Source organism: Lysobacter auxotrophicus, from assembly GCF_027924565.1.
GTDB lineage: Bacteria > Pseudomonadota > Gammaproteobacteria > Xanthomonadales > Xanthomonadaceae > Lysobacter_J > Lysobacter_J auxotrophicus.
Genome location: NZ_AP027041.1, coordinates 628,921 through 650,028, shown reverse-complemented (window position 1 = coordinate 650,028; position 21,108 = coordinate 628,921). Strand labels below are relative to the sequence as shown.

The window sequence follows — 21,108 nt, the reverse complement described above, 5'->3', positions numbered from 1 at the left end:
ACGATGGACGCGGCGCTGCCCCTGCGCGAAACCCGCACCGCCGAAACCGGCGCCTGCCACCACTGCGGCGAGACGCTGACGTCGGACGCCATCCGTGACGGCAATCGCGCGTTCTGCTGCAACGGCTGCGCGGCGGCATCGACGTGGATCCGCGAAGCCGCACTGGGCGATTACTACGCACTGCGCACCTCGCCCGCCGGTCGCGTGCAGGCCGATGCCGCGGATTTCGGCGCATGGGATCGCGACGTCGTGCTCGCGGAGCATTCGCGCCTCGTGCCCGGCGGACGCGAGATCACCGTGCTCACCGACGCCATGCGCTGCGCCGCGTGCGCCTGGTTGATCGACCGCGCACTGCGTCGCCAGGCGGGCGTGCTCGACGCCGGCGCGAATGCGGTCACCGGCCGCATCGTCGTCTCGTGGGATCCGCAGCGCGTCGCGTTGTCGACGCTGATGCAACGCCTGTCCGCGCTCGGTTATCGGCCGTGGCTGGCGACCGGCGAAGCGCGCGAGCAGGCGCAACGCCGCGAGCGCCGCCGCTGGCTGGTGCGACTGGGCGTGGCGGGGCTCGGCGCGATTCAGGCGATGATGTTCGCCGAGGCGCTGTACCTGGACACCGCGCAGCAGATGCCGGTCGCCACGCGCGATTTCTTCCGCTGGATCACCTTCATGGTGTGCACGCCGGTGGTCTTCTATTCCGGCTGGCCGTTCCTGGAAGGCATGTGGCGCGAGCTGCGCGGCCGCCGCGTCGGCATGGACACGCTCATCGCCGGATCGACGCTGCTCGCCTATTTCGCCAGCCTGGTGGAAACCCTGCGCGGCGGCACGCACGTCTGGTACGACGCCGCGGTGATGTTCGTGCTGCTGTTGCTGGTGGCGCGCATGTTCGAACAGCGCGCGCGCGGCATCGCGAGCGCGCAGGTCGACGCGCTCGCACGCGCGCGTCCGGCGCTGGCGTTGCGCGAGCGCGACGACGGCTCGGCCGAGCAGGTTCCGCTGAACGAGATCGTCGTCGGGGACATCCTGCGCGTGGCCGCCGGCGAAGCCGTGCCGGCCGATGGCGTGTTGCTCGATCACGCGGCGTCGTTCGACGAAGCGCTGATCACCGGCGAATCCACGCCTGTCCGGCGCGACGCCGGCGACGCCGCGCTCGCCGGCAGCGTCTGTCGCGAGCAATCCGCCCGCCTGCGCGTGGTGCGCACCGGTGCCGACACGCGGCTGTCGCAACTCACGCGCCTGGTCGAACAGGCGCAGTCCGCACGCCCGCGACTCGCACGCGCGGCCGAGCGCGTGGCCGGCGGGTTCGTCGTCGCGCTGCTGCTGTGCGCGGTCGCCACGTTCGCGTGGTGGCACGTGCACGAGCCCGCGCGTGCCCTGGAAGTCACGCTCGCGCTGCTGGTGGTGAGCTGCCCGTGCGCGCTGTCGCTGGCGATCCCGACCGCGCTCACGACCGCGCACGGCGCGCTCGCGCGCATCGGCGTGCTGGGCGTGCGCGAGGACGCGTTGTCGACGCTCGCGCGCGTGGATCGCGTGGTGCTCGACAAGACCGGCACGCTCAGCAACGGGCGGCCCGAACTCGACAGCGTCGCGACCTTCGGACACCTCGACGCCACGGCCGCGCTGTCGATCGCCGCCGCCCTGGAACGCGGCAGTGCGCATCCGCTGGCGCAGGCGTTCGCGCATGTCGACGCCGATCGCGAGGCGCGCGGCGTGCAGGCCATCGCCGGCCGCGGCATCGAAGGCGACGTCGACGGCATGCACTGGCGGCTGGGTCGCGCCGATTTCGCCGCCGCGCACACCGACGACGGCGCGCTGTGGCTCGGCGACGGCACGCGCGCGTTCGCGCGCATCACCATCCGCGAAACCATGCGCGAGGACGCGCGCGAAGCGGTCGCGGCCCTGCGCGGCGTCGGCGTGTCGGTGGAGCTGTGCAGCGGCGATGCAGGCGATGCGGTCGCCAGCTTCGCCAGGCAGGTCGGCATCGACGAGTTCCACGCGCGCCGGTCGCCGGAAGACAAGCTCGCCCGCGTGCGCGCCGCGCAGGCACGCGGCGAGGTCGTCGCGATGGTCGGCGACGGCCTCAACGACGCCCCGGTGCTCGCCGGCGCCGACGTCTCGCTCGCGATGGCCGAAGGCGCGGCGCTCGCACAGCGCGCGGCCGATCTCGTCGTCACCAGTCCGTCGCTGCTGCGCGTGCCGCAGGCGATCGTGCTGGCGCGACGCACGCAGTCGATCATCCGGCAGAACCTCGCCTGGGCGCTGGGTTACAACGTGCTCGCCATTCCGCTGGCCGCGACGGGCCACGTCACGCCGTGGATCGCGGCGCTCGGCATGGCGGCGTCCTCGCTGCTGGTCACGCTCAACGCGTTGCGCCTGGGCCGGCGCGAACGCACGTCCCGGAGGCCCGCATGAACATCCTGCTGCTGCTCGTTCCGATCAGCCTGGTGCTGCTGGGCATCGCCATCGGCTCGTTCGTATGGGCGGTGCGACGCGGCCAGTTCGACGACCTCGACACGCCCGCGATCGACATCCTGCGCGACGAGCCGCTGCCCGCGCCGCGGGACGACGCAACAGAGACGCGCGATGCCGATTGACTGGCTCACGCTCGGCGCCGCGTCGCTCAGCGGCCTGCTGGGCGGCGCGCACTGCGCGGCGATGTGCGGCGGGATCGCGACGGGTTTCTCGGTGACGTCGCAACGCGGCGGCGCGGTGGCCGTGAAACGCTCGATCGCGCCGGCGCTGGAAGCGAACCTCGCGCGCATCGGCGGTTACGTGATTGCCGGCGCCGTCGCCGGCGGACTCGGCCACGGCATCGTCGGCGTCGCGCGTCTGGACGGGTTGGCGACGGGGCTGCGCATGCTCGTCGGGCTCGTGCTGGTCGTCGTCGCGCTGCGGTTGTTCGATCGACGCGGCAAGCTGCCGGCACTCGGCGCCGGCGCGCGCATGTGGACGTGGCTGCGTCCGCTGCAGCAACGCATGCTGCCGGCGGATTCGCGCGCCAAGCGCGTCGGCCTGGCGGTGCTGTGGGGCTGGCTGCCGTGCGGCCTGAGCACGACGTTGCTGGCCGCGGCGTGGCTGCAGGCCAGCGCGGTGAACGGTGCGCTGACGATGCTCGCCTTCGGCGTCGGCACGCTCCCGGTGATGCTGCCGCTCACGTGGAGCGGCGCGCGCCTGGGCCGCTGGCTGCAGACGCGCTGGCGCAATGCGGGCGCGGCGCTGGTGATGGTCGCGGGATTGCTGACGCTGTCGGCACCGTGGCTGATGCAGGTGCCGCAGTTGCACGCCGTGCTGTCCGCGCTGGGGTGCGTCACGCCGGCGGCGTGACATTTCGATCAACCGACGGTCAACCGGCCGATCGCGTGCGGCGCGCGCGCGGGTTTTCTTCTTCGCCGCCGTGCGCCAGGCGCGTGAGTTCCGCCAGGTCGACGATTTCAACGCGACGGCCATGCACGTCGATCACGCCGTCTTCCTGCAGGCGCGTGAAGCCGCGGCTCACCGTTTCCAGCGCGAGGCCGAGGTAACGCGCGACGTCCTCGCGGCTCATCGGCAGCTTGAAATGCGTCGCGGACTGGCCGATCTGGCGGAAACGCTCGCCGAGTCCGTGCAGGAACAGCGCGATGCGCTCGTTCGCCTGGCGACGCACCAGCATGCCCATGTGGTCGTGGTCGCGATTGAGGCTGTGGCCGATGACCCGCAGCAACTGGTGCTGCAATCCGGGCAACTGCGCGGCGACTTCGGTGAGCTGGTCGAACGGCACCTCGCACACATTCGCATCGCCCAGCGCCACCGCCTCGCAGCGGTGCGAACCGCCGCCCAGCGCGTCCAGGCCGATCAGTTCGCCCGGCAGGTGGAAGCCGAGCACCTGCTCGTCGCCCTCCTCGCTCAGCGTCACCGTCTTGAACGCGCCGTCGCGCGCGACGTACACCGAGGCCAGCGAATCGCCGATGCGGAACAGGCGTTCGCCGCGCGCGATGGTGCGGCGTCGGCGGACGATGTCGTCCAGGCGGTCGAGTTCCGGTCCGCTGATACCCGCCGGCAGGCAAAGCTGCTGGAGCGAGCATTGCGAACAGCTACGACGCAGGTGCGCAAGATCCAGGGGGCTGTTCATCGTGGGCCATTGTCGCATGCGCGAAGGTGCAGCCGCCGTGGAAGCCCCGGGCGAATTGTCCAAGCGTCGTCCATGCGGAAAAGCGAAAGGCGGCCGAAGCCGCCTTTCGCGCCACACACCCGAAGTGTCCGCCCTCTGCCGGGGCCTCGCGGTCGGCCATCGCATGACGATGCCCAGGCCGCATCGCGACTGTGCCTGCACGTCGATGAACCCCGACGTGATCGCATCGCGCGCGTCGACGTCGGGTTAACGCGGTTCATCCCGGTTTCTGCTTGCCACGCGCGATCACGCGATGCGCGTCACGAATGGCGGCGCACGTCAGTTCTGGCGCGTGCGCATCATGCGTTCGGCCGCATCGCGATCGGCGTTGGCCTTCTCGCTGTTGCGTTCCTCGGCGCGCTGCTTCGCCGTCTTGCACACGCGCTCGACCTTGTTGCTGCCGGTGGCGCGGATGCGTTCGCAGACCATGCGGTCTTCGGGCGATTCCACCGGCTTGGCGGCGGCGGGCTCGTCGGCCTTCACCGGCGCCTGCGGCTCGGACGGATCGTTCGCGATGGCCGGTGCGGCGAACAACGCCGCGCCCAGTGCGAGCACCAGCATGCTTGTCTTCATGATTCCCTTCCCGATGGTGATGATGGATTCCCGTCCACGGCGCGACGCGTCGTGCGCCGGCGCATGGCGCCTCACGCCGATCTTAGGAGTGCACGGGGCACGCGACGGCCGTCACGCGTGAAGCGCCTCATCCGGCAAAGTCGGCGCGCCACAGGTTCCAGATGCGGGACGCAGCATCCCCGGATTCCGGCCTTTGTTCCGCATGCGCAACACCCATCTCCTTCGTGCAGCGATGGCCGCCCAGGCATTCCGCCAGGACCCGTCGCACTGAACGCCGCTCCCTCCCCCCGATTCGCGGCGCGCATGCAGGAGTCGATTCGCAATGAAGAAGAACAAGATGCTGTCCACCGCCCTGGTCGCCGTCATCGCCAGCGCCGCCGCATTCGGCGCGCAGGCCGCCGACAAGGGCTTCTACGCCGGTGCCGGCGTGGGCCAGTCCTACGTCGACGAAGGCAGCTACGACGACGAGGACACCGCGTATTCGGTCTTCGGCGGTTACCAGTTCAACCGCTACTTCGGCCTGGAAGCCGGTTACGCCGACTTCGGGAAGCTGGAGCCGCGCGGCACCGGCACGCCGCTGGAAGCCAGCTCGGTCTACCTGACCGCCGTGGGCACGGTGCCGATCACCGACAACTTCTCCGCCTACGCGAAGGCCGGTTTCCAGCGCTGGGACCTGGACCGTTCGATCCCGTCGATCGTCGGCAACACCGACGACAACGGCACCGATCCGACCTACGGCGTGGGCCTGCAGTACCGCTTCACGGACAACGTCGCGCTGCGCGGCGAGTACAGCCGCTTCGAGGTCGAGGACACCGACCTGGATCTGGCGCAGATCCAGCTGCGCTACGACTTCTGATCGCCCCAGCCGAGCCGTTGTGAGCACCGGAAACGAGCGGGGAAACCCGCTCGTTTTTCGTTCCGGGCTTCCATCGGGTTCCCGTTCCTGCCCGCTCGTTCCCCGCTCCCGTATTACTCTCGCCGCTGGCCGACCACGGAGCACGCCCTTGGACCTGCCCTCCGCTCCGCCCGGAACGCTGCGCGCCGTCAGCCGCTGGCAGATCGTCGGCCTGTCGATCAATGACGTGATCGGCAGCGGCATCTACCTGCTGCCGGCGGCAGCTGCGGCGTTGCTCGGTCCGGCAAGCCTGTGGGCCGTGCTGCTCGCCGGCCTTGCGGTGAGCCTGCTGGTGCTGTGCTACGCGCAGGCGGCGAGCTACTTCGATGCGCCCGGCGGCGGTTACCTCTACGCGCGCGAAGCGTTCGGCCCCTTCATCGGCTTCGAAGTGGGCTGGATGCTGCTGCTGACGCGCGTGGCGACCGCGGCCGCGCTCGCGAACGGACTGGCCGAAGCCGTCACGCATTTCTGGCCCGCGGCCGATGCCGGCTGGGCGCGCGTGTCGATCGTCACCGGCTCCATCGCGCTGCTCGTGGCGATCAACGTCGTCGGCGTGCGCGCGGCGGCGAACGCGGGCGTGCTGCTGGCAGTCGGGAAACTCGTGCCGCTCGCGCTGTTCGTCGCGATCGGCGTGTTCCACGTCGATGCATCGCTCGCCGCGCCGAACACCGCGCCACTGACGGCCAAACCGCTCGCCGAAGCCGCGCTGTTGCTGCTGTTCGCCTATGCGGGATTCGAGAACCTGCCGGCCGCCGCGGGCGAATACCGCAACCCGCGCCGCGACGTTCCCTTCGCGCTGCTGACGATGATCGCAACGGTCACGCTGGTGTACGTCAGCGTGCAATGGGTCGCGCTGGGGACGCTGCCGGATCTCGCGCAATCGTCCACGCCGCTCGCGCAGGCGGCGTCGCGCTTCTCCGGCGAGTGGCTGGCGTTGCTGATGACGGTGGGCGCGAGCATCTCGATCCTCGGCACGAGCAGCAACACGGTGCTGATGGCGCCGCGTTACCTGCTCGCGCTGTCGCAGGACGGCTACGGGCCGCGATGGCTGGGCGCGATCCATCCGCGTTTCCGCACGCCCGCGGTGTCGATCGTGCTGATCGGCGCGGTGTCGCTCGCGCTCGCGCTGTCGGGATCGTTCGTGCAGCTGGCGCTGTTGTCGGTCGTCTCGCGACTGTGCACGTACCTGGGCACCGCCGGGTCGGTGCTGGTGTTGCGGCATCGGCATGGCGACCGCGACGGCGCGCTGCGCCTGCCGGGCGGTGCGTTGATTCCGGTCGCGGCGATCGTGCTGAGCCTCGCGTTGCTCGCGAGCGCGCAGATCGCGAACCTCATCGCGGCCGCGATTGCGCTTGCGATCGGCGCGGTGGTGTGTGCCTTGCGGCGGCGGTGAAGCCTGCCGGCGCGGCGTCCATCGGCGCTGTTGTAGCCCGGGTAAGCGAAGCGCACCCGGGGACTGTCACGGCGTCGGGGTAGGCGTCGGCAGGATCAACGGCAACGGCTCCGGCATCCCCATCAGCTGACGCTGCAGATCGAACAGGATGTCCGCGTCGCCCGGCAGCCACTGCGACTCCTCGTTGCCGCGGTAATGGCGATGGAAGGCGCGCAGCGCCGCATCGGGATCGCTCAGGTCGTAGCCGACCAGCCGCATCGCCGCCCACCGGTCGAAGCCCGCGGGCGCCGGCGCGAGCGGCGCGCGCGGCCACAGCCCGTAGCCCGCATCGGCCAGGCGCTTCCACGGAAACAGCGCGCTCGGATCGCGCTTGCGCGTCGGCGCGATGTCGCCGTGGCCGATCACCAGGTGCTTCGGGATATCCAGTCGCGAGGTGATGTCGTCGAGCAGCCACAGCAGCGTCGCGATCTGCGCATCGCTGAAAGGCTCCTGGCCGTCGTTGTCCAGCTCGATGCCGATCGATGCGGAGTTGAGATCGCTCAGGCCGCCCCAGCGCGAGGCGCCGGCGTGCCACGCGCGCTTGCCCTCGTCGACCAGCTGGAACAACGCGCCGTCGTCGCCGATCAGATAATGCGCGCTCACGCGGCCGCCGGAATTGCGCGTCTGCAACGTGAGCAGCGCCGCTTCCGCGCTTTCCATCTCCGTCTGGTGCAGCACGATCACGACGGCGCTGCGCGCATCGTGGTTGAGCGACGGTCGCCATGCGACGACCGGTTCGCGCGGCGGCGGTGGCGTCGTCGCGCAGCCGGCGAGCGTGGCGAGGACCAGGGCAAGTGCGATGGCGCGCATGGGCGGGGACGCGAGGCGAAGAACCGGAGCGAGTATAGGCAGCCGTGCCGGGCATCGTGTCGACGCCCGGCGCGTTCCACGCGTTCTTATTCCTTGCGGATCGCGTGCCCGCCGAACTGCGCGCGCATCGCGGCGAGCAGCTTGTCGGCGAAGGAATCGTCCTCGCGCGAACGCAGGCGTTCCAGCAGCGACAGCGTGATCACCGGCGCGGAGACGTCCAGCTCGATCGCCTCCGCCACGGTCCAGCGGCCTTCGCCCGAATCGGACACGTACGGCGCGATGCCCGCCATCGTCGGGTTCTCCTCCAGCGCGTTCGCGCTGAGGTCCAGCAACCACGAACGCACGACGCTGCCGTGTCGCCAGATCTGCGCGATCTGCCCCAGGTCCAGCGCGAAGTCCGCACGCTTCTGCATGATCGCGAAGCCTTCGGCATAGGCCTGCATCATTCCGTACTCGATGCCGTTGTGGACCATCTTGGTGAAATGGCCCGCGCCGCTCGGCCCGACACGCCCCCAGCCGCGATCCGCCGCCGGCGCCAGCGCTTCGAAGATCGGGCGCAGCCGCTCGACCACGGCTTCGTCGCCGCCGACCATCAGGCTGTAGCCCTCGCTCAGGCCCCACACGCCGCCGCTGGTGCCGCTGTCGACGTACGCGATGCCGTGCCCGGCCAGCATCGCCGCGCGGCGCATCGTGTCCTTGTAGAACGAATTGCCGCCGTCGATGAGCGTGTCGCCACGTGCGAGCGGCGGCAGCAGGTCGGCGATGGTGCGATCCACCGGATCGCCAGCGGGCACCATCATCCACACGACGCGCGGCGTCGGCAGGCGCTGGATCAGGTCCGCGAGCGATTCGACCGGCTCGATGCCGTTGCCCGCGGCGCGGTCGCGCGCCTGCGCGCCGGGATCGAAACCCACCACGCGATGCCCGTTCTGCACGAGCCGCTGCGCCATGTTCGCGCCCATGCGGCCCAGTCCGATCATGCCCAGTTCCATCCACGACTCCGATGCGAGGCGGCGACGCCGCGATGGCGACAGGATGGCGCATGCGCGGGCGCAGATCACCCCTCGTTTGCGGGAGGCGCGGACATGCTAAGAGCGCGTGAACGCGGCGACCGCAGAACCATCAGGCCCTTGTAGCCCGGGCAAGCGAAGCGCACCCGGGTCACGCGCTCAGATCCGCCGCGCGTTCTGCTCGCCCGCGCTGCACAAGCTCAATGCGGCAGCGACGGCGTGACCACCGGCGCGAGCGGCTCGCGCTCGATGCGCTCCTGCTCCAGTTCGGCGAGATGCTCTTCGAGCGTGCGACCGAGCGCGGCGGCTTCGCGTCCGGCCGCGTGCAGCAGGGGCGCGGAGGCCTCCAGGCGCAGCTCGCGGCCGGCGCGTTCCTGTACGGCGACCACGTGGCGCAGCATCGCCAGCGCCATCGCGGCGCTGTCGCTGCGCGCGGCCACCTGGCTGCCGAGCACGAGCAGCCACTCGCCGTCGCGCCAGCCCACGCCGCCGATCGCCGTGTCGTCCGCGTCCAGCAATTGCGCGTGCGGCTGCAGCGCGGCGCCCAGCCGGCGGATCGGCCGGTCGGGTTCCTTCTTCTTGCGCGCGTCGCGCTTGGCCTTGGAATTGCGTGACATGAGGGCTCGCGATGCGTTCGGGCCGCGCATTCTAGGCCGATCGCGTCGCCGGCGGCGCGGCGATGCGTCCGGCAGGCCCGCTCAGCGCAGCGGCGCCATCACCTTCAGCTCGCGCAGGTTGTAGCCCTTCATCGCGGCCGATGCCTTCAGCCGCTGGAACAGCGCGCGGTTCATCTCCGGCTCGCGCGCGAGGATCCACAGGTTTTCGCGCTCCGGCCCGCCGACGATGGCCCACTGGTATTCCGGGTCGAGGTCGATCACCCAGTAATCGGCCCAGGTCATCGGCAGCCACGACAGCCAGTCCGGTGCGAAACGCACCTCCAGCGCGCCGGGCTTGTCGGCGACGGGGCGCGCGATCCCCTCCGACACGTCGGTCGAGCCGTCCTTCTTCCGGCACGCATTGCGCACGCCGACGGTGCCGTCGGCGTTGGGCGTGTAGGTCGCGGTGATGTCGCTCACGCAATCGCGCTGCCAGAACATCGGCAGGTGCGCGATCTCATGCCACTGGCCCGCATAACGCTGCAGGTCGAACTGCTCCACGGGCACGTTCACCTGTTCCTGCGCGTGCGCAGGCGCCGCAAGCGCGAGCAGCAATGCCATGGTCGGCAACGCGAAGGTCGAAAAACGCGGCATGGCAGGTCCTCGTCGACTGGACCTGCAGGTTCACCGTCGTGACGTCGTTTTCGCGTGATCGGTGAAGCGCGCTTCACGCGCGCTTCAGCGCGCCAATCCGGCCGGGCCTCAACGGAACGGCGACAGCGCCGTGGTACCGCAGACGAACGACACCGCGTGATTGTGGAAGCTGGCGCGGCGACGGCGGCGTTCGCGCCGTGCCTCGCGTGCGCGGCGACGCGCTTCGTCCTGCGCCGGGTCCGGCTCGACGCCGGCAAGCGAGAGCGCCAGGTCGGCGTCCTGGATGTAGCCCTGGTTGAACAACAGACCGCTGAAGAGGTTCATGTCGCGACTCCATGTCTTCGGTGTGCGGACATGCTGCGCCGTGCGCGGCAGCGGAAAAAGCGACCATTTCGGAACGCTTGCTTGAATCGGATTCAAGGCTCGCGCCACGCATGGAATCCCGGAGGAATGCGCTGCGAATGCGCCGCTAATTGGCGAGCGCGCGCAGCGTATCGAGGCGATCCGCTTCCGGCGCCGGTTTGTCGTGGCGCCACCGCAATATGCGCGGAAAGCGCACGGCGATGCCCGACTTGTGCCGCGTGCTGCGGTTCACCGCTTCGAAGCCCAGTTCGAACACGTGCTGCGGCGTCACCGAGCGCACGGGACCGAAGCGCTCGATCGTGTTCGCGCGGATCCAGCGATCCAGCGTGAGGATTTCCTCGTCGCTCAATCCCGAATACGCCTTCGCCACCGGCACCAGCGCATCGCCGTCCCAAAGGCCGAACGTGTAGTCGGTGAACAGCGTGCTGCGCCGGCCCGAGCCCGGTTGCGCGTACAGCAGCACCGCATCAACGGTGAGCGGATCGATCTTCCACTTCCACCAGTCGCCTCGCCGACGCCCGGTGCGATACGGCGAATCCAGTCGCTTGAGCATCAGCCCTTCGACGCCACGCTCGCGTGCGCTTTCGCGCAGCGCCGCCGCGCCGCGCCAGTCGCGCGCGTCCACGCGTGGCGAAGCGACGACCACGCGGCTGTCGAAGCGCGACAGCAGGTCCTCGAGCAGTGCGCGACGCTCATGCAGCGGGCGCTCGCGCAGGTCTTCGCCATGCAGTTCGAGCAGGTCGTAGGCAAGCACGCGCACCGGCGTGTCGGCGAGCGTCTTCGCACCCGGCTTGCGGCGCTGGATGCGCGTCTGCAACGCGGTGAACGGCAGCGGCCGGTCGCCTTCGCGCCAGCCGAGCAGTTCGCCGTCGATCACCGCATCGTCCGGCAGGCGTGTCGCAGCGGCTTCGATTTCGGGAAAGCGTCCGTCCAGCCGTTCCTCGCCGCGCGACCACAGCGCGATCTCGCCCTCGCGACGGATCAGTTGCAGGCGGATGCCGTCCCACTTCCATTCCAGCAGCCAGTCGTCGATGGGCCCCAGCGTGCCGGGCTCGACTTCCAGCGGCGAGGCGAGGAAGAACGGATACGGCTGGCGGCGATCGCTTTCCAGCACGCCGGTGGACAGCAGGTCGCCGAGGAACTCCGGCGTCGGCGTCCACGCGCCGAGCATGCGTTGCGCGATCAGCGCGATGTCCAGCCCCGACAGTTCCGCCAGCGCCTGCTGCACCAGGCGCTGCGACACGCCCACGCGCAGCGCGCCGGTGAGCAGCTTGTTGAACAGCAGGCGCTGACCGGTCGGCAGCGTGCGCCAGCCCGCAATGACGGCGGCGCGCCGCAGTTCCGGCGCCTGGTTGGCGACGGGCAGCAGGTGCGTTTCGATCCATTGCGACAGCGGGCGCTCCGGCGCCGCGCGGTCGGGATCGTCGAGCAGCAGCGTCAGCGTTTCGGCCAGATCGCCGACGTGGCCGTGGCTTTCCTCGACCAGCCACGACGGCAGGCCGCTTTCCTCGACGATCCACTCGTGCAGCTCGCGCGTGTTCGCGATGCGCGACAGCTTGCCGCCGGCGAGCAGCCACAGTGCCCACGCGGCATCGTGCGGCGGCGCATCGCGGAAGTAGGCGATCAACGCGGCGCGCTTGTCGCCGGTCGCGGTGCTCTGGTCCAGCTCGCGGTAGAGTTCGGCGAAGCGCTTCATGCGTCGTCGCCGAAGCTGGTGCGCAGGGTTTCCGCGTCGACGCCACGCTCGCGCAACGTGCGCACCAGCGCGTCGGTGGTGCCGTGCGTGGCGAACACGCGCCGCGCGCCGGTTTCCTCGATGGTGCGCAGCAGGTCGGGCCAGTCGGCGTGGTCGGAGATCACGAAGCCGCGGTCGTAGTTGCGTCGCCGGCGATTGCCGCGGATGCGCATCCACCCCGACGCGAAGCCCTGCTGCGCGCGACGGAAGCGGCGCAGCCACGGACTTCCCGCCGCGGACGGCGGCGCGATCACCAGGCGCCCCGCGTGGTCGGCGCGCGCGCCCTGCTCGGACACCAGTTCCGTCGCGACCATGTCGATGCCCGCCGCGCGATACACCTCCACGCCGGCGGCGATCGCGCCGTGCAGCAGCGGCGGCGGTTCGTCGAACGCCCGCATTTCCGCCAGCACGCGCTGCGCCTTGCCCAGCGCATAGCAGAACAGCACCGCCGCTTCGCCGCGCGCCTCGCACGCGCGCCGCCAGTGCACGATGTCGGCGACGGCCTCGCGCGTCTCCGGCCAGCGATACACCGGCAGCGCGAACGTCGCCTCGGTGATGAAGGTGTCGCAGCGCACGACCTCGAACGGCGCGCAGGTGGGGTCCGGCTGGCGCTTGTAGTCGCCCGACGCGACCCAGACCTCGCCGGCGACCTCGATGCGCACCTGCGCGGAACCGAGCACGTGCCCGGCCGGGTGCAGCGACACGCGGGCATCACCCAGTTCGAACGGCTCGCCGTGCGCATGCTCGACGATGCGCTGCGTGCCCAGGCGCCAGCGCAGGATCGGCGCGGTGCCCGGCGTGCAGTGGTATTCGCCCATGCCCTCGCGCGCGTGATCGCCGTGGCCGTGCGTGATCACCGCGCGCGGCACCGGCAGCCAGGGGTCGATGTGGAAATCGCCGGCCGGGCAGTACAGCCCTTCGGGACGCAACTGGACGAGATCGCGCGCCTGCGCCATCGATGCGCTCAATCGCCCCGCACGCCGGCACGTTCGGCAAAGTCGGGCCGCTGCGGGCGCAGCACGCAGAAGCGATGCCCCGTCGGCGCCTCCATCACCCACCACGTGCGCACCTGCGCGACGCGGCGCGCGCCGAGCGCTTCCAGCCGGCGCACCTCGGCCTCGACGTCGTCGGTCTCGATGTCCAGATGAACGCGGCTGGGGTGCTCGACGCGCTGCAGCAGGATGCGCGGCTGGTCGGTTTCGACGTCCAGCTGCCGGTAGTGCGCGTCCTGCGGATCCTCCAGCGTGGACGCGTCGTGGCCGAGCGCGGCCGCCCAGAACGCGGCGGCGGCGTCCAGGTCGCCGTTGCAGTCGATGATGATCTGGCCCAGCCGGCTGCGATGCATGCGCGCGACTGTATCGGCGGCGCAGTCAGGAGGCGGTGAACCGTGCGCGATGTCGCGAATGGCGGCGTTCGCGCGTGGTGAGCGCGTTACCGCTCACATTGTTTTCACGACCGGATTCGCAGCCTTCACGCACAGCGTTCCCACATTCCTTAAGGAGACACCATGAAGGCGGCCGGCGGACTCATCCTCATCGTCGAGGATCACATGGCGATCGCAGAGATGGTCGGCGAATTCCTCGAAGCGCGCGGCTACGAGGTCGACTTCGCGCGCGACGGTGCCGACGCTCTGCGATTGACCGCGGAGAACACCTACGACGCGATCATCCTCGACCGCTCGCTGCCGCGCCTGGACGGGCTGGACGTGTGCCGTCGCATCCGCGCCGAACAGCGTCGTTCGACGCCGATCCTCATGCTCACCGCGCGCGACACGCTCGACGACAAGGTCACCGGCCTGGAAGCCGGCGCGGACGATTACCTCACCAAGCCCTTCGCGATCCAGGAACTGGAGGCGCGCATCGCCGTGCTGATCCGCCGCGGCCGCAAGGCGATGGGCGGCGGCGTGCTGCGCGTGGCCGACCTGGTGCTGGATCCGGAAGCGATGACGGTGCACCGCGACGGCATGGAGCTGCACCTGTCGCCGACGGGCTTCCAGCTGCTGAGCATCCTGATGCGCGAATCGCCGCGCGTCGTGTCGCGCCAGGAAATCGAGCGCGAGATCTGGAAGGGCGAATCGCCCGATTCGGACACGCTGCGCAGCCACCTCTACAACCTGCGCAAGACCATCGACCGCCCCTTCGACAACCCGCTGCTGCACACGATGCAGACGGCCGGTTACAAGGTCGCCGACCTGTCGGATTCGAAGGCGCCGCGCGAAAGCGCCCCGGCGATCGCCGCGACGCCGCGCTTCGCCGAGGCGACCGTCAGCGCGCATTGAGGTTGGCGTTAGCCCCTCTCCCATCGGGCGAGGGGTTTCGGCGGCACGCGTGCGTCCACGTTCGACTCGCGGGCACTCGCCGGCCGTTGCGCCTGCGGCGATCAAGATGGATTCCAGCTTTCGCTGGAATGACGAGGGGGAAACGGATCGTCCTTCAGCCTGGGTCCCGGCTTTCGCCGGGATGACGGCGTTGAGGGGCGGCCGCGCCTCACTCCTCCAGCGTGAACCCCACCTTGATCGTGACCTGCCAGTGCGCGACCTGGCCGTTCTCGACGTGGCCGCGCACGTCCTGCACACAGAACCACTTGATGTTGCGAACCGTCTCCGACGCGCGCTCGATCGCGCGGCGGATCGCGTCGTCCGTGCTGGTCTTGGACGAGCCGGTCAGCTCGAGGTGCTTGTAGACGTGCTCGCTCATGGTCGCTCTCCGGGTAGGGGACGTCGGACTGCATGGTGGCTGCAACGCGCGCGCGGGGCGCGCGTGGGCCGATCATAGACCCCTGCCCGTCCCGCGCCCCGTGATGCGCGGGCGCGGGCCGACGAATGCGTCAGATGCAGTCCGAGTTGGACTTCAGGCAGGCCGCGTTGCGGTCGCCCAGCGCCTTGGCATCGGCTTCGCGGCGTGCGCGGCGCTCAGAGGCGGTCATGCACACCGTCTCGGTGCGGTTGCTGCCGATCTTGCGCGTGCGCTCGCACACCAGCTTTTCTTCCGGCGCGCGGTTGACGATCGCCGAGATCGATTCGAGCGAATTGAACACGACGATGCGATCGGCTTCGGGCAGGTCGGTGATCGCGCTGCGGTCGCGCAGCAGCGTGAACACCTTGTCCTGCTCGCGCAGCAGGGTCGTGCGCTCGGCCGACGGCATGTCCTTGTAGCGACCGCTGCGCTGCTCCACTTCCACGCGGATCTGGCGCTGCTGGTCGAGGATCGCCGCGGCGTCCAGGTTCGGATGCGTTTCGTTGGCGATGGCGGGCATGGCGGCGGCGATGGCCAGCACCAGCGTGAAGACGAACTGCCGTGACGCGACGTGCCTGAGCATTCCCTTACCCCCGGTCGAAAGTCTGCCGACCGTACCGGCAAGGCGAGGCACCGTCCAGTGCAAAGGCGTCAGCCGTGGCCCTGTTCGGGTTCGCCCTGCGCACGCGCCATCCGGCCCGGCCCGACGTCCGGCATCGCGCCCGGCGCCGGCGCGGCGCTGTCCGGGAGCTGGCCCGGCAGGCTGTCGGCGGGCGTCATCACGTCCGCCTCGGGGTTCTGCACGACGATGCTGATCCGGCGGTTCACCGGCGAGCGCGGATCGTTCTTGTCGAACGGTACCGATGCGGCGAGGCCGACCACGCGCGAGATGCGGTCTTCTTCGAGTCCGCCTTCGACCAGCGCGCGCCGCGCGGCGTTGGCGCGTTCGGCCGACAGCTCCCAGTTGCCGTAGCCGATCGCCGAGTGGTACGGCACCTCGTCGGTGTGGCCGCTCAGCGCGATGCGGTGGTGGCCGTCGTTGAGCAGCCCGCCCATCTCGCCCAGCAGCGAGTGCGCGTAGTCCTTCAGGCGCGCACTCGCGGTGTCGAACATCGGCCGGTTGAGGCGGTCGACGATCTGGATGCGCAGGCCTTCGGGCGTGAGGTCGATCAGCAGCTGGTCCTTGAACGGCGCCAGCGCCTGGCTGCGCTGCACGGCTTCCTCCAGCGTGCGCTTGAGTTCGTCCAGCCGGCGCTTTTCTTCCTCGCGCGCGACGTCCTTGGCCTGTTTGGCCGAGATCTTCATCGGCTCGCGCGCGCCGAATTCCGCGCCGTGTCCGCCGGCGACGGCGACCGCGCTCGTGGTCGGGATCAGGCGATCGGCCGCGCCGCCCGGGCCGTTCGCGCCCGGCGCGGGCTTGAGCGATTTGCCGACGACGGCGCTGGGGTTCTTGAAGTATTCGGAGATCGCGGCGCGCTGCTGCTTGTCGGTGATGCCGACGATCCACATCACCAGGAAGAACGCCATCATCGCGGTCACGAAGTCCGCGTACGCGACCTTCCACGCGCCGCCGTGGTGCCCGCCGGCCACGCGCTTGATCGGCCGGAGGATGATCACCGGCTTCTCGCGATTGGCGGCCATGTCAGCGCTTGCCGCGCAGGTGCGCGTCCAGGTCGGAGAATGCCGGGCGCATGTCGGAGAACAGCAGCTTGCGCGCGAATTCCACCGCCACGCTCGGCGCGTAACCGCGCAGGCTCGACACCAGCGCCATCTTGATGATCTCGAAGGCTTTGGCTTCTTCCTGCGCGTGGTGGTGCATGGCCGCCGCGAGCGGGCCGACGAAGCCGTAACCCAGCAGGATGCCCAGGAAAGTGCCGACCAGCGCCGCGGCGACGTGGTGGCCGATCTCCGCCGCCTCGCCGCCGATGGACGCCATCGTGATCACGATGCCCAGCACCGCCGCGACGATGCCGAAGCCCGGCAGCGAGTCGGCCAGCACCTGCAGCGCGTGCGCGGGTTCGCCGGCTTCCTTCGAATGCGTTTCCAGCTCGATGTCGAGCACCTGTTCGAGTTCGTGCGCCTCGAAATTGCCGCTGACCATCAGGCGCAGGCAGTCGGTGGTGAACTCCATCAGGCGCTTGTCGGCCAGCAGCTTGGGGTACTTCTGGAACAGCTCGCTGGACGCAGGTTCGTCGACGTCGCGCTCGATCGCCATCATGCCCTCGCGACGCGCCTTCATCAGCACGTCGTAGAGCATGGCGAGGATGTCGACGTAATCGGACTTCTTGTAGTGCGAGCCCTTGAGCAGGCGCGGGATGCCGCCCAGGCAGGCCTTCACCACCTTCAGCGGATTGGCGACCAGGAACGCGCCCGCCGCGGCGCCGCCGATGATCAGCAGCTCATAGGGCTGCCACAACGCGCCGATCTGGCCGTGCGAGAGCACGAAGCCGCCCAGCACGCTGCCGATTACGACGATGAAACCGATGATGATGAACATGAGCCGCCCCGAGACACGATTGGGTTAACGGCTTCTCATGCGGAAGATTGAGTTGGGTGTTTCATCGCGTGACGAAGGTCTCTGCTTTCATCCAGCGCGGTGCGTTTTAGCTCCTCCCCCTGCCTGCAGGGGGAGGTTGGGAGGGGGTACGCGGCGCGTAGCGCCGGCTGCCCACACAGGTTCGCTCGCTGCTCCGCAGCTTACACCCCTCCCCAACCCTCCCCTGCACGCAGGGGAGGGAGTCGGCGACTGCGAGCAGGAAGGGAACCGAAGCGTCACCACGCCATCGCGAACCAGCGCTCCAGCGTCTCGCCTGGCGCGAGCACGCGCGGTTCGAGGTTGAACGCATCCGGCGGGCCGCTCTGCGGCTCCGCGCACGTCGCGTGCGCCGGCATGTCGTAGACGACCCAATGCGTGCAGTCGGAGGTGAGCGTGACGCGCTGCGCACCGCGATGCAGGACGATGGGCGCATCGTTCAGGAAACAATCGTCCCACGGGCCCGGCGGTGGCGGCGCGAGCGGCCGCGTCGCCATGCCGTCGCCATCGCGCGGGTACCACGCGCGCGGCGCGAACTCGACGCGGTCGGGCTTGAGGAACCACGGGTGCCAGCCCAGTTCCGCCGGCATCGCGCGATCGCCGGCGGTCGCCGACATCGTCATGCGCAGACCGCGCGATTGGAGTTCGATGCGTTGCCGCGCGACGCCGCCGAACGGCCAGCGCCCGTCCTGCGGCAAGGCGAGCGACAGCTCGATGTGCTGCGGCGATTGCGCATCCACTTGCCACGGCAGCGCGAAACCGACGCCGTGGATCGCGTGCGCGCCGAGCGTGATCGGCAACCGGTGCCGTTCGCCCTCGAACGAGAACTCGCCACGACGCACGCGTCCGGCCCACGGGATCATCGGGTACGACCCCCACGCGAGCATCGACGCGTTGTCGTCGCTGAAACCGGCGAGCTGTTCGACGCCGTCGACGCGGATTTGCGCGATGCGTCCGCCCGCGTGCGGCGCGACGTCGACCGACATCGCGCCGAAGCCCAGCGTCAGCAGCGGGCCGGGTTCGAGCCGCGCCGTCGCGACGTCATGCGCCATCGTGCCGCTCGGTGTACGGGTGGATCACGCGGATGCGGCCGTCGGCATCGTGATGCAGCGGCGTCACCTTGATCGAACGCAGGTGCGTCACGCCGCCTGACAGGATCGAGTCGTGGTAGAACAAAAACCACTGCCGTTCGAACTCGACGATGGAATGGTGCGTGGTCCAGCCCACCACCGGCGTCAGGATCGGCCCCTGGTAGGTGAACGGCCCGTACGGGCTGTCGCCGACGGCGTAGCACAGCAGATGCGTGTTGCCGGTCGAGTACGAGAAGTAGTACTTCCCGCCGAACTTGTGCACCCATGAGGCCTCGAAGAAACGGCGCTCGTGGTCGCCGGCCTTCAGCGGCTGGCCGTCTTCATCGAGGATCACCACTTCGCGCGGCGCCTCGGCGAACTCCAGCATGTCGCCGCGCAGGCGCGCGATCTTCGGGCCGAGCGCGGGCTCGTCGTCGCCCGGTTCGACGTGCGCGTCGCTGCGCACGTTGTCGCGGTATTTCTGCAGCTGCCCGCCCCACAGGCCGCCGAAGTACATGTAGCTCTCGCCGTCCTCGTCGGTGAACACCGCCGGGTCGATCGAATAGCTGCCTACGATGGCCTCGGGCTGCGGCACGAACGGGCCTTCCGGACGATCGCCCACGGCGACGCCGATCTGGAACACGCCATCGCTGCGCTTGGCCGGGAAATACAGGTAGTACTTGCCGTCCTTCGTCGCCGCGTCGGGCGCCCACATCTGGCGCTGCGCCCACTTCACGTCGCGCACGTGCAGAGCGACGCCGCAGTCCACGGCCTCGGCATCGGGCGAGTCCATGCGCAGGACGTGGTAGTCCTCCATGCCGAAGTGCGAGCCTTCATCGTCGAACGCAATGCCCGCGTCGATATCGTGCGAGGGATAGACGTACAGCTTGCCCTCGAACACATGCGCGGACGGGTCGGCGGTGTAGATGTGCGTGACCAGCGGCTGCGAGATCGCCCTGGCGGCGATGGCGGTCAGGTCCTGGTTCCGGGAAAGGTCGGACATGGGGGAATCTCCGGTGTCGAGACGGCGCGTCAGGCCGAGGCGGCGTTGAGTCGTCGCGCGTTGAGCTCCTGCTCGATGCGCGACTCCATCGGCTTGTTGATCTCGTACAGGAACAGCAGCACCACGCACACCAGGAACGGAATCGAGGCGTACAGGCTCACCGCCAGGCGAATGCCGTCGACCGTCTGCGGCGACTGCGCGAGCGCATCGGCGTCATAGCCGTAGAAGGCGAGGATGCCGGCGACCAGCGCGCCGCCGAAGCTCAGGCCGATCTTCAACCCGCACAGCATCGCCGAGAAGATGATCGCGGTGGCGCGGCGGTGGTTCTTCCATTCCGAGTAATCCGCGACGTCGGCGATCATCGCCCACAGCAGCGGGATGGTGATGCCGTAGAAGAAGCCGTGCAGGATCTGCGAGACGAACACGATCCACGTCGCCTGCGGCGGAAACATCAGGAACGCCAGCATGAACAGCGTGGAGACCAGCAGCGCGCCGCCGAACACGTCGCGCTTGCCGAAGCGGTCGGCGAGTTTCTTCGAGAAGCCGATGCCGCAGATCATGAAGATGATGCCGCCGGCGTTGAACAGGCTCAGCGCGGAGGTCGGCGCATCCTTCGGCCACTGGAACTCGGTCAGGCCCATGCCGGTGAGCACGGAGTTGAGCCCGGCGATGAAGCCGTTGAAGCCGACCTGGTCGAGGAAGCCCGCCAGGTGCGGCTCGCTCAGGTAGTACTTGAAGTAGTACACGTACATGCCGCCCTTCAGCGCGAGCGTCATGAACACCAGGATGGTGAGCATCAGCATCACCACCCACGGGCGGTTGCGCGCGAGGTCGGACAGGTCCTGCTTCACGCTGGACTTCTGCTCCGGCGCAGGGACGATGCGCTCCCTCGTGGTGAAAAAGGTGATCAGGAAGAACACCGTGCCCACGATGGCGAACAGCATCATGGTGTTGTGGAAGCCGCGCACCTTGTCGCCGTCGCCGAGGATCAGCACGAGCGGCAGCAGCAGCGCCTGGATGATGAACTGCGCGACCATCACCGCGACGAAGCGGTACGCCGACAGGCTGTTGCGCTGTGCCATCGAACCGGTGAGCACGCCGCTGAGCGCCGAGTACGGCAGGTTGTTCGCCGCGTAGATCATCACCAGCAGCGTGTAGGTGCCCATCGCGTAGGCGACCTTCGCGCGCGGCGCGAGGTCGGGCGTGCTGAAGGCCAGCAGCGAGAACACGCCGAACGGAATCGCCGTCCACAGGATCCACGGACGGAACTTGCCCCAGCGCGTGCTGGTGCGGTCGGCGGCGATGCCCACGATCGGCGTGAACACGAACGCGCCGAGGATGCCGCCGATGAAGATGATGGTGGCCGCCGTGGCCGCGGGGATGCGGTACACGTCGGTGTAGAAGAACGCCAGGAACGTCACCAGCGTCTGGAAGATCAGGTTCGCGGCGAGGTCGCCAAGGCTGTAGCCGATCTTTTCGGTGACCGACAACGTTTCGGAAGTGCTGTTCATGATCACCTGTAGTGGGCGCCGTACCGCTGCTTCATATACACCAC

General features: G+C 69.4%; 23 protein-coding genes. 6 read left to right on the top strand and 17 right to left on the bottom strand.

The features are described from left to right. The first annotated feature begins 3 nt into the window (after positions 1 to 3). From LA521A_RS02785 to LA521A_RS02775, 3 genes are read left to right on the top strand one after another with little or no spacing between them, the layout of a single operon-like run. Positions 4 to 2,409 (top strand): heavy metal translocating P-type ATPase, encoded by a 2,406-nt coding sequence (locus tag LA521A_RS02785; protein WP_281780865.1) that lies wholly within the window; start codon positions 4 to 6, stop codon positions 2,407 to 2,409. Next, positions 2,406 to 2,591 carry a cbb3-type cytochrome oxidase assembly protein CcoS gene (gene ccoS, locus LA521A_RS02780; RefSeq protein WP_281780864.1) on the top strand — a complete coding sequence of 62 codons (186 nt, stop codon included), beginning with the start codon at positions 2,406 to 2,408 and terminating at the stop codon, positions 2,589 to 2,591. The genes LA521A_RS02785 and ccoS overlap by 4 nt, the downstream gene beginning before the upstream one ends. After that, complete coding sequence (locus tag LA521A_RS02775) at positions 2,581 to 3,321, top strand: sulfite exporter TauE/SafE family protein (RefSeq protein WP_281780863.1); 741 nt, start codon at positions 2,581 to 2,583, stop codon at positions 3,319 to 3,321. The genes ccoS and LA521A_RS02775 overlap by 11 nt, the downstream gene beginning before the upstream one ends. 19 nt (positions 3,322 to 3,340) lie before the next feature. On the opposite strand, the gene fnr is transcribed toward LA521A_RS02775, so the two are convergent. After that, positions 3,341 to 4,105 (bottom strand): fumarate/nitrate reduction transcriptional regulator Fnr, encoded by a 765-nt coding sequence (gene fnr, locus LA521A_RS02770; protein WP_281780862.1) that lies wholly within the window; start codon positions 4,103 to 4,105, stop codon positions 3,341 to 3,343. A gap of 318 nt (positions 4,106 to 4,423) precedes the next feature. Continuing rightward, positions 4,424 to 4,717 carry a hypothetical protein gene (locus LA521A_RS02765; RefSeq protein WP_281780861.1) on the bottom strand — a complete coding sequence of 98 codons (294 nt, stop codon included), beginning with the start codon at positions 4,715 to 4,717 and terminating at the stop codon, positions 4,424 to 4,426. Between the two features lie 322 nt (positions 4,718 to 5,039). Here LA521A_RS02765 and LA521A_RS02760 point away from each other — a divergent pair, with 322 nt between their 5' ends. After that, positions 5,040 to 5,573, top strand: coding sequence for an outer membrane beta-barrel protein (locus tag LA521A_RS02760; RefSeq protein WP_281780860.1), 534 nt, complete (start codon positions 5,040 to 5,042; stop codon positions 5,571 to 5,573). A 154-nt stretch (positions 5,574 to 5,727) separates the two neighbouring features. Further along, the gene (locus tag LA521A_RS02755; RefSeq protein WP_281782170.1) at positions 5,728 to 7,005 is read left to right on the top strand and encodes an APC family permease; all 1,278 of its coding nucleotides are present in this window, start codon (positions 5,728 to 5,730) and stop codon (positions 7,003 to 7,005) included. 66 nt (positions 7,006 to 7,071) lie between these two features. On the opposite strand, the gene LA521A_RS02750 is transcribed toward LA521A_RS02755, so the two are convergent. The 8 genes from LA521A_RS02750 to LA521A_RS02715 all read right to left on the bottom strand — a co-directional run bounded on the left by LA521A_RS02750 (position 7,072) and on the right by LA521A_RS02715 (position 13,557). Beyond that, positions 7,072 to 7,854 carry an N-acetylmuramoyl-L-alanine amidase gene (locus tag LA521A_RS02750; RefSeq protein ID WP_281780859.1) on the bottom strand — a complete coding sequence of 261 codons (783 nt, stop codon included), beginning with the start codon at positions 7,852 to 7,854 and terminating at the stop codon, positions 7,072 to 7,074. An 86-nt stretch (positions 7,855 to 7,940) separates the two neighbouring features. Further along, positions 7,941 to 8,846 (bottom strand): phosphogluconate dehydrogenase (NAD(+)-dependent, decarboxylating), encoded by a 906-nt coding sequence (gnd, locus tag LA521A_RS02745; RefSeq protein WP_281780858.1) that lies wholly within the window; start codon positions 8,844 to 8,846, stop codon positions 7,941 to 7,943. 218 nt (positions 8,847 to 9,064) lie between these two features. Continuing rightward, positions 9,065 to 9,481 carry a hypothetical protein gene (locus tag LA521A_RS02740; protein ID WP_281780857.1) on the bottom strand — a complete coding sequence of 139 codons (417 nt, stop codon included), beginning with the start codon at positions 9,479 to 9,481 and terminating at the stop codon, positions 9,065 to 9,067. 81 nt (positions 9,482 to 9,562) lie between these two features. Next, a complete protein-coding gene (locus tag LA521A_RS02735; protein WP_425494556.1) occupies positions 9,563 to 10,114 on the bottom strand; it encodes a lipocalin family protein in 552 nt (183 codons plus the stop codon). 108 nt (positions 10,115 to 10,222) lie between these two features. Then, a complete protein-coding gene (locus tag LA521A_RS02730; RefSeq protein WP_281780856.1) occupies positions 10,223 to 10,438 on the bottom strand; it encodes a hypothetical protein in 216 nt (71 codons plus the stop codon). Positions 10,439 to 10,583: 145 nt separating this feature from the next. Next, positions 10,584 to 12,173: an ATP-dependent DNA ligase gene (locus tag LA521A_RS02725; RefSeq protein ID WP_281780855.1), complete on the bottom strand. Its 1,590-nt coding sequence runs from the start codon at positions 12,171 to 12,173 to the stop codon at positions 10,584 to 10,586. Continuing rightward, a complete protein-coding gene (locus tag LA521A_RS02720; RefSeq protein ID WP_281780854.1) occupies positions 12,170 to 13,168 on the bottom strand; it encodes a ligase-associated DNA damage response exonuclease in 999 nt (332 codons plus the stop codon). Before LA521A_RS02720 ends, LA521A_RS02725 begins: the two co-directional genes overlap by 4 nt. Before the next feature lie 8 nt (positions 13,169 to 13,176). Beyond that, entirely contained in the window at positions 13,177 to 13,557 is a 381-nt protein-coding gene (locus LA521A_RS02715) for a VOC family protein (RefSeq protein ID WP_281780853.1), read from the bottom strand. Positions 13,558 to 13,719: 162 nt separating this feature from the next. On the opposite strand from LA521A_RS02715, the gene LA521A_RS02710 reads away from it, so the two are divergent. Next, the gene (locus LA521A_RS02710) at positions 13,720 to 14,490 is read left to right on the top strand and encodes a response regulator transcription factor (RefSeq protein ID WP_281780852.1); all 771 of its coding nucleotides are present in this window, start codon (positions 13,720 to 13,722) and stop codon (positions 14,488 to 14,490) included. 208 nt (positions 14,491 to 14,698) lie between these two features. Here the strand turns inward: LA521A_RS02710 and LA521A_RS02705 are convergent, their stop codons facing one another. The 7 genes from LA521A_RS02705 to LA521A_RS02675 form a co-directional block, all read right to left on the bottom strand. Beyond that, positions 14,699 to 14,908 (bottom strand): dodecin, encoded by a 210-nt coding sequence (locus LA521A_RS02705; RefSeq protein ID WP_281780851.1) that lies wholly within the window; start codon positions 14,906 to 14,908, stop codon positions 14,699 to 14,701. A gap of 130 nt (positions 14,909 to 15,038) precedes the next feature. Then, on the bottom strand, positions 15,039 to 15,530 hold the full coding sequence (locus LA521A_RS02700) for a hypothetical protein (protein ID WP_281780850.1): 492 nt from the start codon (positions 15,528 to 15,530) through the stop codon (positions 15,039 to 15,041). A gap of 68 nt (positions 15,531 to 15,598) precedes the next feature. Continuing rightward, on the bottom strand, positions 15,599 to 16,588 hold the full coding sequence (gene motB / locus LA521A_RS02695; RefSeq protein WP_281780849.1) for a flagellar motor protein MotB: 990 nt from the start codon (positions 16,586 to 16,588) through the stop codon (positions 15,599 to 15,601). A gap of 1 nt (position 16,589) precedes the next feature. Further along, the gene (gene motA, locus LA521A_RS02690; RefSeq protein ID WP_281780848.1) at positions 16,590 to 17,444 is read right to left on the bottom strand and encodes a flagellar motor stator protein MotA; all 855 of its coding nucleotides are present in this window, start codon (positions 17,442 to 17,444) and stop codon (positions 16,590 to 16,592) included. 275 nt (positions 17,445 to 17,719) lie between these two features. Further along, complete coding sequence (locus LA521A_RS02685) at positions 17,720 to 18,532, bottom strand: aldose epimerase family protein (protein ID WP_281780847.1); 813 nt, start codon at positions 18,530 to 18,532, stop codon at positions 17,720 to 17,722. Then, positions 18,522 to 19,553, bottom strand: a complete 1,032-nt coding sequence (locus LA521A_RS02680; RefSeq protein WP_281780846.1) for a glycoside hydrolase family 43 protein — start codon at positions 19,551 to 19,553, stop codon at positions 18,522 to 18,524. Before LA521A_RS02680 ends, LA521A_RS02685 begins: the two co-directional genes overlap by 11 nt. Positions 19,554 to 19,582: 29 nt before the next feature. Continuing rightward, complete coding sequence (locus tag LA521A_RS02675; protein WP_281780845.1) at positions 19,583 to 21,064, bottom strand: MFS transporter; 1,482 nt, start codon at positions 21,062 to 21,064, stop codon at positions 19,583 to 19,585. Between the last annotated feature and the right edge of the window lie 44 nt (positions 21,065 to 21,108).

What these genes read in the sequence shown, in the direction of transcription:
- LA521A_RS02760 (WP_281780860.1), top strand. Translation starts at nt 5,040, where the DNA reads ATGAAGAAGAACAAGATGCTGTCCACCGCCCTGGTCGCCGTCATCGCC.
- LA521A_RS02785 (WP_281780865.1), top strand. Translation starts at nt 4, where the DNA reads ATGGACGCGGCGCTGCCCCTGCGCGAAACCCGCACCGCCGAAACCGGC.
- LA521A_RS02715 (WP_281780853.1), bottom strand. Translation starts at nt 13,557, where the DNA reads ATGCATCGCAGCCGGCTGGGCCAGATCATCATCGACTGCAACGGCGAC.
- motB (WP_281780849.1), bottom strand. Translation starts at nt 16,588, where the DNA reads ATGGCCGCCAATCGCGAGAAGCCGGTGATCATCCTCCGGCCGATCAAG.
- LA521A_RS02730 (WP_281780856.1), bottom strand. Translation starts at nt 10,438, where the DNA reads ATGAACCTCTTCAGCGGTCTGTTGTTCAACCAGGGCTACATCCAGGAC.
- fnr (WP_281780862.1), bottom strand. Translation starts at nt 4,105, where the DNA reads ATGAACAGCCCCCTGGATCTTGCGCACCTGCGTCGTAGCTGTTCGCAA.
- LA521A_RS02720 (WP_281780854.1), bottom strand. Translation starts at nt 13,168, where the DNA reads ATGGCGCAGGCGCGCGATCTCGTCCAGTTGCGTCCCGAAGGGCTGTAC.
- LA521A_RS02740 (WP_281780857.1), bottom strand. Translation starts at nt 9,481, where the DNA reads ATGTCACGCAATTCCAAGGCCAAGCGCGACGCGCGCAAGAAGAAGGAA.
- LA521A_RS02705 (WP_281780851.1), bottom strand. Translation starts at nt 14,908, where the DNA reads ATGAGCGAGCACGTCTACAAGCACCTCGAGCTGACCGGCTCGTCCAAG.
- LA521A_RS02675 (WP_281780845.1), bottom strand. Translation starts at nt 21,064, where the DNA reads ATGAACAGCACTTCCGAAACGTTGTCGGTCACCGAAAAGATCGGCTAC.
- LA521A_RS02710 (WP_281780852.1), top strand. Translation starts at nt 13,720, where the DNA reads ATGAAGGCGGCCGGCGGACTCATCCTCATCGTCGAGGATCACATGGCG.
- motA (WP_281780848.1), bottom strand. Translation starts at nt 17,444, where the DNA reads ATGTTCATCATCATCGGTTTCATCGTCGTAATCGGCAGCGTGCTGGGC.
- ccoS (WP_281780864.1), top strand. Translation starts at nt 2,406, where the DNA reads ATGAACATCCTGCTGCTGCTCGTTCCGATCAGCCTGGTGCTGCTGGGC.
- LA521A_RS02725 (WP_281780855.1), bottom strand. Translation starts at nt 12,173, where the DNA reads ATGAAGCGCTTCGCCGAACTCTACCGCGAGCTGGACCAGAGCACCGCG.
- LA521A_RS02700 (WP_281780850.1), bottom strand. Translation starts at nt 15,530, where the DNA reads ATGCTCAGGCACGTCGCGTCACGGCAGTTCGTCTTCACGCTGGTGCTG.
- LA521A_RS02680 (WP_281780846.1), bottom strand. Translation starts at nt 19,553, where the DNA reads ATGTCCGACCTTTCCCGGAACCAGGACCTGACCGCCATCGCCGCCAGG.
- LA521A_RS02735 (WP_425494556.1), bottom strand. Translation starts at nt 10,114, where the DNA reads ATGCCGCGTTTTTCGACCTTCGCGTTGCCGACCATGGCATTGCTGCTC.
- LA521A_RS02750 (WP_281780859.1), bottom strand. Translation starts at nt 7,854, where the DNA reads ATGCGCGCCATCGCACTTGCCCTGGTCCTCGCCACGCTCGCCGGCTGC.
- LA521A_RS02775 (WP_281780863.1), top strand. Translation starts at nt 2,581, where the DNA reads ATGCCGATTGACTGGCTCACGCTCGGCGCCGCGTCGCTCAGCGGCCTG.
- LA521A_RS02765 (WP_281780861.1), bottom strand. Translation starts at nt 4,717, where the DNA reads ATGAAGACAAGCATGCTGGTGCTCGCACTGGGCGCGGCGTTGTTCGCC.
- gnd (WP_281780858.1), bottom strand. Translation starts at nt 8,846, where the DNA reads ATGGAACTGGGCATGATCGGACTGGGCCGCATGGGCGCGAACATGGCG.
- LA521A_RS02685 (WP_281780847.1), bottom strand. Translation starts at nt 18,532, where the DNA reads ATGGCGCATGACGTCGCGACGGCGCGGCTCGAACCCGGCCCGCTGCTG.